A 12,625-nucleotide genomic window follows, 5' to 3' on the forward strand; every position below is an offset into this window, starting at 1 on the left:
GCCGACGGGCCGTCAGCGCAGCAGGCGGCGTTCCTTGGCGGCGGCGACCGCGCCCGAGCGGGTGTCCACGCCGAGCTTGTCGTAGATCCGGCCGAGGTGGGTCTTCACGGTGGCTTCGCTGATGAACAGGGCGCGGGCGATCTCGCGGTTGCCGAGACCCTGCGCCAGCTGGGCGAGGATCTCCTGTTCACGGTCGGTCAGTTGGGGCGCCGGAGTGCGGAGTTGGGCCATCACCCGGGAGGCCACCGGCGGGGAGAGGGTGCTGCGGCCTTCGGCGGCCGCGTGGATGGCGGCGAAGAGTTCCTCCGGGCGTTCGGCCTTGAGCAGGTAGCCGGTCGCCCCGGCGGCGATCGCCCGGTTGATGTCGGCGTCGGTGTCGTAGGTGGTGAGCACCAGCACGTACGGGGCGCCGGGCCGTCCGGCGATCTGCCGGGTGGCTTCCACCCCGTCGATGCCCTCGCCGAGTTGGAGGTCCATCAGCACCACCTGCGGTGCCAGTTTGGCTGCCAGCGCGACCGCCTCCTCGCCGCTGCCGGCCGCGCCGACCACCTCGATGTCGCCCGCACTGGCGAGCAGTGCGAGCAGTCCGGCCCGGACCACGGCGTGGTCGTCACAGACCAGCAGTCGTACGGGAGTTGTGGCGGTCACGGTGCCTCCAGGGGGATGGCGGCGGTGACCACGGTGCCCTCGCCGGGGGTGGACTCGACGGTCAGTGTGCCGCCCAACTGCCGGACCCGGGCCCGCATCGCGGGCAGCCCGTGGCCCCGGCCCTCGGACTCGGTCGGGCTCTCGATCGGGCTCGAGGCCGGGCTGCCGATCCCCTGCCCGTCGTCACCGATGTCCAGGACCACCTGGTCGCCGAGGTAGGAGAGGGTGAGCGCGGCCGTCCGGGCCCCCGCGTGCTCGCGGACGTTGGCCAGTGCGCCCTGGGCGATCCGCAGCAGCGCGCTCTGCACCACGTCCGGCAGCGGCACCGGGGCGCCGTCCAGGTGACAGCGGACGGTGAGTCCGCTCTCCGCCGCCTCCCGTTCGGCGAGGGTGCGCAGGGCCTGGTCGAGCCCGGCCCCGTCGGCCAGGTCGGCGGGCGCCAGGTCCCGGACGAAGCGGCGGGCCTCGGCCAGGTTGCGGGCGGCGATCGCGGCGGCGGTGTGCACATGGGTCCGCGCAGTGACCGGGTCGGACTCCCAGGTGCGGTCGGCCGCCTGGAGCAGCATCTGCTGGCTGGACAGGCCCTGGGCCAGCGTGTCGTGGATCTCGATGGCCAGCCGCTGACGCTCCGCCAGTGTGCCCTCGCGCCGTTCGGTGGCGGCCAGTTCGCTTCGGGTGGAGACCAGGTCCGCGATCAGCGCGCGCTGCCGTTCGGCCTGCCGCTCCATCTGCAGGAACACCACGGTGGCCAGCCCGGCCACGGCGGGCGGGGCGATCAGCCCGACCGGGTCGAGGCCGGTGAGCTTCTCCTCGGAGTACACCACCAGCGCGGTCAGCCCGGCCACCAGCGGGATCGCGGCGCGGGCGGGCAGGGTGCGCAGCGCGGTGTAGATCAGCGGCACCGCACACCACGCGAAGCTCGGCGCCAGCAGGACCAGCACCGCCCAGAGCCCGGCCACCACCGCCAGCCGGACCACCCGGACCGGGCGCGCACCGGCCCGCAGCCAGGGCAGCTCCGGCAGTTGGGCCAGCGCCAGCGCCAGGCTCAGCCCGATCACCCAGCCCGCCCGGTCGCTGTCGCCGTGCCGGAGCAGGTACCGGGTCAGCGAGGCGCCGAGCAGCAGCAGGAACGCGCCGTACATCACCACGGTGAGCCGGTCGGTGCCCGGATCCCCGGCGCTCTTCGCTGACACCGCGCGCTCCTCCGTCCGTCGGTTCCGTCCTGTTTCGTACCCATCCTCACCCGGCCGCTCCCGCTGGGCGTCAACCGATCGGCTGACCCGGCGTGCCGCGCCCCGGCGCGGGTCCCGGCTCGGCCACGATGGGGCGCATGCCTCAGATGACCGAGCCCGAGTGGCGCGCCTTCCTCTCCGCCGGCACCCGTACCGGCAAGCTCGCCACCACCCGGGCCGACGGCAGCCCGCACGTGGCCCCGGTCTGGTTCCTGCTGGACGGGGACGACCTGGTACTGAACACCGGTGCCGACACGGTGAAGGGGCGCAACCTGGCCCGGGACGGCCGGGTGATGGTCTGCGTGGACGACGACCGGCCGCCGTTCGACTTCGTGCTGGTCCGGGGGAAGGCCACGCTCAGCGACGACCTGGCCGAGGTCCGGCACTGGGCGGGCCGGATCGCGGCCCGCTACATGGGCGAGGACCGGGCCGAGGAGTTCGGCGCCCGGAACGGGGTGCCGGGCGAGCTGCTGGTCCGGATCCGGATCCAGAAGGTCTCCGCGGTGGGTGCGGTGGCCGACTGAATCCGCCCGGTGGGGCCGTTCACCGACCTTCGGCACACCGGCGACCGCTCCGACGTCGACCCGCTGATCAGCACCCTCAAGCTCACCGGCGACTACATGGGGATGCGCTGGGGCGGTGTCCTGCTCGGCAACGGCACCCGCCCCGGTGACGTGCACCGGGACGAGCTGACCTACGGGCGCTCAACGCACCAGCAGCTCACGGACGTCCGCCGGGGCACGGTCGCGGCTGCGGCCGAAGAGCAGCAGGACCAGGGCCAGCCCCACGGCCGCGCCCGCGCACTGGGCCAGGACGAAGGCCGGGACCGAACCCGGGGCGATGCCGGTGTAGCTGTCGGTCAGGGTCCGGCCGACGGTGAGGGCCGGGTTGGCGAAGCTGCCCGAGGAGGTACCCCAGGCGGCGGCGGCGATCCAGGCGGCGACCGCGACCGGGGCATAGCCGCCCCGGTCGGCCCGGAGCAGGCCGAAGACCAGCAGGATCAGCACTCCGGTGGCCACCGCCTCGGCCAGCCAGAGGTGACCGGCCGAGCGGGTCTGGCCGGAGAGCTCCAGGAGCGGCCGCTCGAACATCAGGTTGGCCAGCCCGGTCCCGGCGGCTGCGCCGAGCAGCTGGGCGGCCGTGTAGCCACCCAGCTCACGCAGGGTCAGACCGGTGCCGGTGCGGCGGTCGGTCCACCAGGCGGCGGCCGAGACCAGCGGGTTGAAGTGCGCACCGGAGACCGGTGCGAGCAGCGCGATCAGCACGGCCAGCGCCAGCACCGAGGCCAGCACGTTGGCGAGCAGCTGCACCCCGCCGTCCCGGCTCAGCCCGGTGGCCTGGATGCCGGAACCGACCAGGACGGCGGCCAGCACGGCGGTGCCGACGGCTTCGGCGGCCAGCCGGCGGTACAGCGAGGAGGGCATCATGCCGCCATCGTCGCCAGCGCCCCCGGCGCCGGACAATTGGCCGGTACACCCAAGGTCGGGCCGCCGACGGGGTGCCCGCTCGGAGACTCGTACGGCGTGCGCCCGGCGCGGGCTTGACCCTCACGCGACGTGAGGCGGCAGAGTCGGGGTCGGCAAGGAGGGAGCAACCGGATGAGCAAGGATCTCTCGGTCGGTCAGGTCGCCACGATCGCCAAGGTGACGGTACGGACCCTGCACCACTACGACGAGATCGGACTGCTGTCACCCGGCGGCCGGACCCCGGCGGGCTACCGCCGTTATCGGGACACCGACCTGGACCGGCTGCAGCAGATTCTGTTCTACCGCGAACTCGGCTTCTCCCTCGAGGAGATCGCGGCCATCCTGGACGACGGCACGGTCAGCCCGACCGAGCACCTGCGCCGGCAGCACGAACTGCTGCACGCGCGGATCAGCCACCTCCAGGAACTGGCCGCGGCAGTCGAACACGCCATGGAGGCGAGCACGATGGGCATTCAGCTGACCCCGGAGGAGAAGTTCGAGGTCTTCGGCCGGGACTACCAGGAGAGCTGGGAGGCCGAGGCCGAGCAGCAGTACGGCGAGTCGGACGCGTGGCAGCAGTCCAGGCGCCGCACCGGCCGCTACACCAAGGCGGACTGGGCGCGGATCAAGGCCGAGGGCGACGCGCTCAACGCCCGGTACGCCGCCGCCCTCACTGCGGGGATCGCCCCCGACAGCGCGGAGGGGATGGCGCTGGCCGAGGCCCACCGGCAGCAGATCACCGACGCCTACTACGACTGCGGGTACGCCATCCACCGCGGCCTGGCCGAGATGTACCTCGCCGACGAGCGGTTCACCGCCACCTACGAGCGGATCGCCCCCGGCCTGGCCCACTGGCTGCACGCCGCGATCATCGCCAACGCGGAGGCGTACGAGGGGAGTTGATCAGGCCACTCCGCGGCCGAAGGCCCGCCGGTACGCGGTCGGTGAGGTCCTCATGGTCCGCCCGAAGTGATGCCGGAAGGTGGCGGCGGACTCGAAGCCGACCGCCGTGGCGATCTCCTCCACCGTGCCCTCCGGGTCCTCCAGCAGCGGGAGGCTGGCGGCGATCCGCTGGGTGATCACCCAGCGCATCGGGCTGGTGCCGTTGCGGGCGGTGAAGTGCCGCAGGTACGAACGGTCGGACATCCGTGCCGCATGGGCGAGTTGAGTGACGGTCAGTGGCTCCGCGAGCTGGTCCAGGGCCCACTGCATGGAGCGGGCGATGCCGTCGTCCTCCTCCTCGACCGGGCGGACGGCGGCTTCGATGAACTGGGCCTGCCCACCGGCCCGGTGCGGCGGGACGACGAAGCGGCGGGCCACCGTGTTGGCGACCTTGGCGCCGTGGTCGCTGCGCACCAGGTGAAGGCAGAGGTCGATGCCCGCCGCGCTGCCCGCACTGGTCAGCACCGAACCGTGGTCGACGTACAGCACGTCGGGGTTGACCTTGACCAACGGGTAGCGCTGCTGGAGGAGTTCGGCGTACCGCCAGTGGGTGGTGGCCTCCCGGCCGTCCAGCAGGCCGGCCGCCGCGAGGGCGAACGCGCCGGAGCAGATCGAGACGATCCGGGCGCCGCGCTCGTGCGCGGTGCGCAGCGCGGCGACCAGGCCGGGGGAGACCTCGCCGCTGAAGGTGTTCGGGACGGCGACCACGATCACCGTGTCGGCGGCGGCCAGCTCGTCCAGACCGTGGTGGGCGGTGATCGAGAAGCCGCCGACCGCGTTCAGCGGGGTGTCCGGGCGGTCGGCGCAGACCTTCAGGCCGTACCAGGGGGTGGCCAGCAGGCCGGTCAGCTCCGGCCGGGCGAGTGCGAACACCTCGACCACCACGCCGAGTTCGAACGGGGCCATGCCGTCGAAGGCGTACACCGCGATGGTGTGCACCGGCTCGGGGCGGGGGCCGATGCTGACGGCGACGGGGTGGGCGGGCGGCTGGGCGGCCATCGGGCACTCCTGGTCGGGCTGGCGGGATCTTGGCGAGTGTAGTCGTGTGCGCCACCGTCGGCTCCCGATGCCCGGATCGCAGGATGGAGTCGTCAGCCGGCGAGCACAACCGACCGACCGGAGCCAGGACATGACCACTCTCACCGCCACCGCCGTCACTTCCCCCGTCACCGAGATCCCGGCGCTCTCCCCCGAGCGGGAGCGGGTGGCCGAACTGCCGGCCGGGCTGGGTCTGGTCTGCTGATCGGGGACGCCTCGGATCGGGACGCCGAAAAATGTTCTGAACCGACCTGCAACCTCCCCGGGGGATGCACGTCTATCAGGTTGAGAGCCAGGGGAGCCGGGAGGCGCCGAGCCCGGCAGCTCTCACCAACTACCGGACTTCTGCGGCTCCTTGGGGGACCTGCGTCATGCCTGCGACCGATATCAGACGAATTGAGAAGAACGCCGCCGTCGCGACCAACTGGACCCGGCGCGGCCGGCGACTCGCGGTCGCGGTTCCGCCGGCGGCCGGCTCACCGCGGTGAACGCCGGGCTGGAGTACACCGTCGGTGCCGTCGGCGACGCACACCCCAGCGTCGCCAAGAAGTTCTGAACCCGAACGCCAGGGGCCGTTCGAGCCACCGGAGTTGGTGCGGCGTCAGGAACCCAGGCCGCGGCCCTGATCGGATGCGTCCGAGGCGCGGAACGCCGGGACCCTGGTTGGAGAAGGCCCGATGAGTCAGAAGAACAGCGACACCGACGGCACCGGGGCACCGACCGAGCGGCTGCTCCGCGAGGCGCTGGCGGCCCGTGCCGGGGCGATCGGCGTGCACGACCTCGCTCCGGTGGCGCCGCCGCGCCGCCGGCTCGGCCGGCTGAGGCCGGTGCGCCCCGCACCCGTACCGCCCTCCGCGCCCGGGTGCTCCAACGCCTAGTGGGTTTCGGCGTGATGGAACAATCGCGCTGGTCAAAGAGCATGACAGTGGAATTTGACGGAAAGCGGCCCCCTTGCCGGGTGCCGTCCTGGGGGAGAGTGGAACACGTATGTCCATCGCGATCGGCCTGCTGCAGCCCGGACATTCCGGGGGTGGTGCGCTCAGGGGGGTCTGGCGACTCCTGTTCGGGGCGGAGGCCGTTGCGGAGCCCACCGACCTCGACCAGCCGCGCGGGGAGGCGAAGCGTTCGGGCTTCCGGTTGCTGCGCGGCGGCCGCCCGGCCGACGAGAGCAGGCCGACGCTGACCGAGCTCTACCATGCGCAGCGGTTGAGTCTGGTGCGGATGGCGGTGCTGCTGGTCGACCGTCAGGACGTGGCCGAGGACGTCGTGCAGGAGGCGTTCACGGCGCTGTACCAGCGGCACGGGGAGGACCTGGGCGATCTGGACAACGCGCTGGGGTACCTGCGTACTTCGGTGGTGAACGGCGCCCGCTCGGTGCTGCGGCGACGGAAGACGGCCCGGGAGTACGTGCCGCCGCACGAGGCCGACGCGGCATCGGCGGAGGAGCACGCGGTGCTCAACGACGAGCACCGGCGAGTGCTGGTCGCCCTGCAGGAGCTGACCACGCGTCAGCGTGAGGTGCTGGTGCTGCGCTACTGGTCCGACATGTCCGAGGCGCAGATCGCCGAGACCCTGGGCCTGTCCCGGGGCGCCGTGAAGTCCACCGCCAGCCGGGCCCTGGACGCCCTGGAGAAGCAGCTGGAGAAGACCCGATGAGCGAGAAGAACCACGGCACCGGCGGCGTCGAGTCGCCGACCGAGCGACTGCTCCGCGAGGCCCTGTCGGCCCGGGCCTCCGCCATCGGGGCGCACGACCTCCGCCCGGCCGATCCGCCGAGCCGGCGCCTGCGCCGGCTGAGGCCGGTGCAGGTGGTCACCGCCGTGGCGATGTTCGGCCTGGCGGCCTCCGTGGCGGGGTACTTCACGCTGGCCGGCAGCCCGACCGCGAGTCACCAGGACCCGCCACCGGCGGCGAGCCTGAGCGCTTCGCCGACGCCGGAGGAGTCCCCCTCGCCGTCCCCCTCGCCGAGCGCCTCCGCCTCGCCGTCGACCTCCCCGGAGACGACCCCGAGCGCACCGGCCGCGACCTCGTACACCTTCCGCAACGTCACGTTCGACGTGCCGGCGGGCTGGCGGACGGTGACCGAGAGCTCCGGTGCGGACAGCATCCGGGTCTGCGTATTCACCCCCGACACACCGGAGTCGGCGATCCCGGCGAAGGGATTCGGGGCCTGCGTTCCGTACGGCGTGGAGATCGTCGTCTGGAACAGTGCTGCGGAGCTGGAGAACGCGACCTGGCCGATCGAGCAGTTCCTGGACTCTCCCGCCGGCTGGTCCAGCCAGCCGTACTGCTCGGTGTGGGGGAACCCGCGCTTCCCTGAAGGCGAGGGGTACAAGCGCCTGGGAGAGCCGAAGCGGACGACCCTGGCGGTCGACGGTCACTACGGGAACAAGACCGAGTGGCAGGTGGCCTGCAACGCGAACGAGCGGTTCACCGCCCAGATGTGGGGCTTCCACAAAGAACAGGTCTTCGTGGCCGCCAACGGTCTGCGCAGCGACTACCAGGACGACCTGGAGTCGATCGTGCAGAGCCTCGACCTGAGCAAGCACACCGATCCCCTGAAGCAGGGGCACAGCAGCGACGTCAAGGTGACCTTCGGTCAGGAGACCGCGGTCCGGGAGGGCGACACCGAGATCGTCACCTTCCCGGTCACCTTCTACAACGTCAGCTCCACCTCCTACCGCTCCGTGGAGCCGGTGGTGGTCGGTGAAGCGCCGAGAAATGGGGTGGGCGGCCCGTTCGATGTCACCCAGGAGCCGGAAGGCACGATGGAGCGCAAGGACGGCAGCGTCTGGACCAAGCTCCCCTCGCTCAGGATAGGAGGCGGTATGGACTACGCCGGTACCGGCAAGGCCGCCGCGTTCGCGTTGGCGCCCGGCCAGAGCCGCACGATCACTTACCGAATGAAGCTCACCACCAAGGACCGGATGGGAGGTTTCGGCATCACAGGCGCGGCCTATCTGCCGTTCACTGGGGACGCCTTCACCTCGGTCGGCACCGTGCAGTACGCCATGCCGATCCACCGGGTCAAGTAGCCAGGCAACGGAGGGGGGGGGCCCCCCCCCCGGCGTTGCCGTCGGCGGTGACCAGGATGTCGTCCTCGATCCGGACGCCGATGCCGCGGTACTCCTCGGGGACGGTGAGGTCGTCCAGCTGGAAGTACAGGCCGGGCTCGACGGTGAGGCACATGCCGGGCTCCAGCAGCGCGTCCACGTAGCTCTCGCGGCGGGCCTGCGCGCAGTCGTGCACGTCCAGGCCGAGCATGTGGCCGGTGCCGTGCAGGGTCCAGCGGCGCTGCAGGCCGAGCTCGAGCACCTTCTCGACGTCGTACACCGAGGCGTCCAACAGGCCCCAGGCGAGCAGGCGTTCGGCCAGCACGCGCTGCGAGGCGTCGTGGAAGTCGCGGAACCGGCCGCCGGGCTTGACGGCGGCGATGCCCGCCTCCTGGGCGTCGTAGACGGCTTCGTAGATCTTGCGCTGGAGCGCGTTGAAGCGGCCGTTGATCGGCAGGGTGCGGGTGACGTCGGCGGTGTAGAGGGTGTGCGTCTCCACGCCCGCGTCCAGCAGCAGCAGCTCGCCCGGGCGGACGTCGCCGTCGTTGCGGACCCAGTGCAGGGTGGTGGCGTGCGGGCCGGCGGCGCAGATCGAGCCGTAGCCGATGTCGTTGCCCTCGACCCGGGCGCGGCGCCAGAAGGTGCCCTCGATCCAGCGCTCGGAGGTGGCCACGGCCTGGCCCAACTCCCTTACCACGTCGGTGAATCCGTTGACGGTGGCGTCGCAGGCGGCGCGCAGCTGGGTGATCTCCCAGTCGTCCTTGACCAGCCGCAGGCCGCTCAGGAAGACCTTGAGCTCCTCGTCCCGGTCCTCGTCCAGCACCTCGGCCAGCGCGCCCTCCAGGCCGGCGTCGTACGTGCGCACGATCCGGGTGGGTGCGGCGGTCGCGGCCGCCAGCTCCTCGGCGGCCTTGCGGACGTCCCGGCAGGGCAGGCCGAGCAGCTGCTCGGCCTCGGTCAGGCTGTTGCGTCGGCCGACCCAGAGCTCGCCGTTGCCGTCCAGCCAGAACTCGCCGTTCTCGCGGTTCGACCGCGGCAGCAGGTAGAGGCTGAACTCGTGGCCGCCGTCGACCGGTTCGGCCACCAGCACGGCGTCCTCGGTCTGGTCACCGGTCAGGTGGACGTACTCGCTGGCGGCGCGGAACGAGTACTCGGTGTCGTTCGCCCGGGTGCGCAGGTTGCCCGCCGGGATCACCAGGCGCTCGCCGGGGAAGGCGGCGGAGAGCCTGGCCCGGCGCTCGGCCGCGTACGAGGCCTGGGCGACCGGCTCCAGGCCGCGCAGCTCGGTGTCGGCCCAGCCGGACTTCATCGAGGTGGCCAGCTCATCGGAGACCTCTCCGTACAGCCCGTTCTTGCGGCCCTTGATGGGCTGCTCCTCGGTCTCGTCACCGCCTGCGGCACCCTCGGGGTTCTCGGCTGCCGCCGGGCTACGGTCCTCGGTCACGTACGTCGCCTCCTTGCGAGTGGTTCCGCCCTGGGCGCGTCGGATCGCGACGCACGTGGGGCGGCCGTAGCCCCATGGTACGGACCCCCGCCCGAACGGTTGATCGGGCCGGGAGCAGTCACCGGAGGGTCTCAGTCGAAGCGGGCCGCGAGCAGGACCAGGTCGTCGGTGCCGTCACCCACCGGGGCGGCGGCCAGCAGGTGGCCGAGCAGTCGGTCCGGGTCCTGCCGCAGCTCGCGCGGGGCGTCGGCGGCGGCCCGGCGCAGGGCGTTCTGGCCCGCGTGCAGGGTGGGGCCGCAGCGGCGGGCCAGGCCCTCGGTGTAGAGCACCAGCAGGTCCCCGCGCTCGGCGTCGAGCTCCACGCCCGGGGCCTCCCAGCAGCTGAGCATGCCGAGCGGGGCGGAGAGCGAGGTCTCGACGAAGTTGGCGCCGTACCGGGTCACCAGGATCGGCGGGCAGTGCCCGGCCCCGGCCAGCGTGATCCGGCGCTCCTCGGGCTGCACCCAGGCGTACAGCGCGGTGGCCGAACGGTTCGGCTCGGTGGTCTTGAGCAGCAGCTCCAGGTCACCGAGCACCGAGACCGGGTCCTCGCCCTCCAGCACCGCATACGCCCGCAGCGCGGCCCGGACCCGGCCCATCGCGGCGGCCGCGCCGGGGGCGGAGGCCGGTCCGGCTCCGGGGCCGTCGCCGGAGACGCTGCCGACGGTGAGTCCGAAGGTGCCGTCGGGCAGCGCGATCGCGTCGTACCAGTCGCTGCCGGCCGAGCGCTCCAGCGCGGCCGGTACGCAGCGGGCGGCCAGCCGCAGGCCGGGGGAGACCGGCAGCCGGTCGGGCAGCAGGCCCCGGCGGAGTGCCTCGGCCTGCTGCTCGGCCCGGTCCGAGACCAGCTGCTTGGCCAGCAGCGGGGCGGCGAACTCGCAGTACCGGTGCACCAGCAGGCAGCGGCCGGGGTCGGGCTCGACGGGTTCGTCGTAGAACCAGACCACGGCGCCGAGCGGGCCGTCCAGATCGGTGCCGAGCGGGACGGCGTAGCAGGCGCCCAGGCCGAGCTGCTCGGCCACCTGACGGAACCTCGGCCCGGCCGCCGGGTCGGTGGCCAGGTCGGTGATCAGGAGCCGGCCCGGCTCGGCGGGGTGGCTGAGCAGCCCCGAGAACGGGCCGTGCTCGGCCGGGACGGTCTCCAGCGCGCCGAGTTCGGACCGGTCCAGGTTGAGGCCGACCGGGCGCCCGGTGCCCCGGGCGGTGGTGGTGATCAGCCCTCGGCGGGCCCCGAGCAGGGCGGCGCCGGAGGCCAGTACGGCCGCCAGGGTGTCGGCCAGACCGCGGGCCTGGGCGAGCAGCTCGGTGTGCTCCTGCAGGACGGTGAGGTCGGACAGCTGTCCGGCCAGCCGGTCCTGCAGACCGGCCGTCTCGCTGATGGCCAGGAAGCCGAGGTCAGGCAGCACCGTGGCGGTCGCCGCCAGAGGCTTGGCGTCGGTCATGTCCCAACTCCCCACACAGTGGTATGTGTCACGCAGAACCACCAGGACCGCCCAAAAACGATTCCTATGTCACTACTCGGCATTAATCCACCACTTGTACACAGGCCGATCGGGGCATGTCCAGAATCAGGACCAGGCCGGACGGCCGGTACCGCGGTGGCCGGAGGGGGCGGTTCCGCCGTTCCGGGAGCGCGCAGGTGTCCCGACGCTCCGTCAGTCCGCCGTCCGGATCGTATGGTTCGGGGATCCGCCGCCCCATCAGGCCGGAACTCACTCACCCGTACGGTGGAACCAGCCGTCTCCGACAGGCGTCCATCTGGTCGCATGCGGGATTCTCGTTCCGGGGGCCGTCCGCTCCAGGCCCTCAGCCCTCCCCGTCGTTCCGGTCATCCCGCCGAACCGTCCGCACAGCGGTGCCTCCCACGCACCCAGGGCGCCGCCGCGGTCGACGGTCCGACTGCCCGAGCCCCACGGTCGCGGAAAGGAACGAGCGCAGATGCCATGGACGCGTCCCCGTCTGAACCGGAGCAAGGCGCACGGTAGGAACAGCAGGAACAGCACGCCCGCCAGGCCGCTCTGGCTGCGCTGGCCCGGCAGCCGGCGCCGGGTCAGGGCGGCCCTGCTGACGGCGGCGCAGACCGCCGCCGGGTACGGCTGGCCGGTGCTGCCCGGCGCGTACGCGGTGCCGGGCCTGCTCGGGCCTTGCTCCTGCGAGGATCCGGGCTGCCCCATGCCAGGTGCCCATCCGTACGAGCCGCCGCTGCCGGCCGCCACCACCGACTCCCGGATGGTGGGCTGGTGGTGGGCCGAGCGCTCGCCGGACGCCTCGGTGCTGGTGGCCACCGGACGGACGGTCAGCGCGGTCAGCCTGCCGGCCGACGCGGGCGCCCGGGCGCTGGAGTACCTCGAGGTGCTGGACGTGCCGGTCGGCCCGGTGCTGCTGGCCCAGGACCGCTACGTGCTGCTGGTGGCGCCGTACACGCTGGCCGAGTTGGGGGAGCTGCTGGCCGAACAGCCGTGGGTGCCGGGGGTGATGCGCTATCACGGTCCGGACGGCTACCTGCTCCTGCCGCCCAGCCGGACGGCGGAGGGCACCGTGCGCTGGGTCAGGCCACCGGTCGGCGGCCGGCCGTGGCTGCCCGAGGTGGGCGGTCTGCTGAGTGCGCTGATCGCGGCGAGTACGGCCGCGGCGGGCGGGAGCAGGCTGGCCGGCTGAACCACGGCGCGCGCTCAATTCCCGTACCGGAAAAGAAGATCCGGCCGCTGGCGACGGGGGATGCACCAGCGACCGGACTGTTTAAATGGTAACAAAGATCCGAGT

At 72.6% G+C, this 12,625-nt stretch carries 12 protein-coding genes; 6 read left to right on the top strand and 6 right to left on the bottom strand.

Annotated elements, in window-relative coordinates; translation table 11 throughout:
* Positions 1-12: 12 nt before the first annotated feature.
* Both ACXJMZ_RS07145 and ACXJMZ_RS07150 read right to left on the bottom strand, forming a co-directional pair.
* Positions 13-648 (bottom strand): response regulator, encoded by a 636-nt coding sequence (locus ACXJMZ_RS07145; RefSeq protein WP_457029111.1) that lies wholly within the window; start codon positions 646-648, stop codon positions 13-15.
* On the bottom strand, positions 645-1,790 hold the full coding sequence (locus ACXJMZ_RS07150) for a sensor histidine kinase (RefSeq protein WP_457029278.1): 1,146 nt from the start codon (positions 1,788-1,790) through the stop codon (positions 645-647). Before ACXJMZ_RS07150 ends, ACXJMZ_RS07145 begins: the two co-directional genes overlap by 4 nt.
* Positions 1,791-1,969: 179 nt before the next feature.
* Between ACXJMZ_RS07150 and ACXJMZ_RS07155 the strand changes: the two genes are divergently transcribed.
* Positions 1,970-2,404, top strand: coding sequence for a PPOX class F420-dependent oxidoreductase (locus ACXJMZ_RS07155; RefSeq protein WP_457029112.1), 435 nt, complete (start codon positions 1,970-1,972; stop codon positions 2,402-2,404).
* Between the two features lie 180 nt (positions 2,405-2,584).
* Here ACXJMZ_RS07155 and ACXJMZ_RS07160 read toward each other — a convergent pair whose 3' ends face one another.
* Positions 2,585-3,304: an aquaporin gene (locus ACXJMZ_RS07160; protein ID WP_457029279.1), complete on the bottom strand. Its 720-nt coding sequence runs from the start codon at positions 3,302-3,304 to the stop codon at positions 2,585-2,587.
* 174 nt (positions 3,305-3,478) lie between these two features.
* Between ACXJMZ_RS07160 and ACXJMZ_RS07165 the strand changes: the two genes are divergently transcribed.
* Positions 3,479-4,249 (top strand): MerR family transcriptional regulator, encoded by a 771-nt coding sequence (locus tag ACXJMZ_RS07165; protein WP_457029113.1) that lies wholly within the window; start codon positions 3,479-3,481, stop codon positions 4,247-4,249.
* On the opposite strand, the gene ACXJMZ_RS07170 is transcribed toward ACXJMZ_RS07165, so the two are convergent.
* Positions 4,250-5,287 carry a helix-turn-helix domain-containing protein gene (locus ACXJMZ_RS07170; RefSeq protein WP_457029114.1) on the bottom strand — a complete coding sequence of 346 codons (1,038 nt, stop codon included), beginning with the start codon at positions 5,285-5,287 and terminating at the stop codon, positions 4,250-4,252. It abuts the gene before it with no gap.
* Between the two features lie 716 nt (positions 5,288-6,003).
* Between ACXJMZ_RS07170 and ACXJMZ_RS07175 the strand changes: the two genes are divergently transcribed.
* From ACXJMZ_RS07175 to ACXJMZ_RS07185, 3 genes are all read left to right on the top strand, one after another.
* On the top strand, positions 6,004-6,204 hold the full coding sequence (locus ACXJMZ_RS07175; RefSeq protein WP_057234287.1) for a hypothetical protein: 201 nt from the start codon (positions 6,004-6,006) through the stop codon (positions 6,202-6,204).
* Between the two features lie 109 nt (positions 6,205-6,313).
* On the top strand, positions 6,314-6,982 hold the full coding sequence (locus ACXJMZ_RS07180; RefSeq protein WP_457029115.1) for a SigE family RNA polymerase sigma factor: 669 nt from the start codon (positions 6,314-6,316) through the stop codon (positions 6,980-6,982).
* Positions 6,979-8,361 carry a hypothetical protein gene (locus tag ACXJMZ_RS07185; protein WP_457029116.1) on the top strand — a complete coding sequence of 461 codons (1,383 nt, stop codon included), beginning with the start codon at positions 6,979-6,981 and terminating at the stop codon, positions 8,359-8,361. The genes ACXJMZ_RS07180 and ACXJMZ_RS07185 overlap by 4 nt, the downstream gene beginning before the upstream one ends.
* Here the strand turns inward: ACXJMZ_RS07185 and ACXJMZ_RS07190 are convergent.
* Entirely contained in the window at positions 8,354-9,823 is a 1,470-nt protein-coding gene (locus ACXJMZ_RS07190; protein WP_457029117.1) for an aminopeptidase P family protein, read from the bottom strand. The genes ACXJMZ_RS07185 and ACXJMZ_RS07190 overlap by 8 nt on opposite strands.
* Before the next feature lie 131 nt (positions 9,824-9,954).
* Positions 9,955-11,304 (bottom strand): PP2C family protein-serine/threonine phosphatase, encoded by a 1,350-nt coding sequence (locus ACXJMZ_RS07195; protein ID WP_457029118.1) that lies wholly within the window; start codon positions 11,302-11,304, stop codon positions 9,955-9,957.
* Between the two features lie 496 nt (positions 11,305-11,800).
* Here ACXJMZ_RS07195 and ACXJMZ_RS07200 point away from each other — a divergent pair, with 496 nt between their 5' ends.
* A complete protein-coding gene (locus ACXJMZ_RS07200) occupies positions 11,801-12,520 on the top strand; it encodes a bifunctional DNA primase/polymerase (protein ID WP_457029119.1) in 720 nt (239 codons plus the stop codon).
* The last annotated feature ends 105 nt before the right edge of the window (positions 12,521-12,625 follow it).

This window comes from Kitasatospora sp. P5_F3 (assembly GCF_054049135.1).

Coding starts and splice junctions, on each gene's coding strand:
- ACXJMZ_RS07150 (WP_457029278.1), bottom strand. CDS start 1,790: ATGTACGGCGCGTTCCTGCTGCTGCTCGGCGCCTCGCTGACCCGGTAC.
- ACXJMZ_RS07155 (WP_457029112.1), top strand. CDS start 1,970: ATGGGGCGCATGCCTCAGATGACCGAGCCCGAGTGGCGCGCCTTCCTC.
- ACXJMZ_RS07160 (WP_457029279.1), bottom strand. CDS start 3,304: ATGCCCTCCTCGCTGTACCGCCGGCTGGCCGCCGAAGCCGTCGGCACC.
- ACXJMZ_RS07165 (WP_457029113.1), top strand. CDS start 3,479: ATGAGCAAGGATCTCTCGGTCGGTCAGGTCGCCACGATCGCCAAGGTG.
- ACXJMZ_RS07170 (WP_457029114.1), bottom strand. CDS start 5,287: ATGGCCGCCCAGCCGCCCGCCCACCCCGTCGCCGTCAGCATCGGCCCC.
- ACXJMZ_RS07175 (WP_057234287.1), top strand. CDS start 6,004: ATGAGTCAGAAGAACAGCGACACCGACGGCACCGGGGCACCGACCGAG.
- ACXJMZ_RS07180 (WP_457029115.1), top strand. CDS start 6,314: ATGTCCATCGCGATCGGCCTGCTGCAGCCCGGACATTCCGGGGGTGGT.
- ACXJMZ_RS07185 (WP_457029116.1), top strand. CDS start 6,979: ATGAGCGAGAAGAACCACGGCACCGGCGGCGTCGAGTCGCCGACCGAG.
- ACXJMZ_RS07195 (WP_457029118.1), bottom strand. CDS start 11,304: ATGACCGACGCCAAGCCTCTGGCGGCGACCGCCACGGTGCTGCCTGAC.
- ACXJMZ_RS07200 (WP_457029119.1), top strand. CDS start 11,801: ATGCCATGGACGCGTCCCCGTCTGAACCGGAGCAAGGCGCACGGTAGG.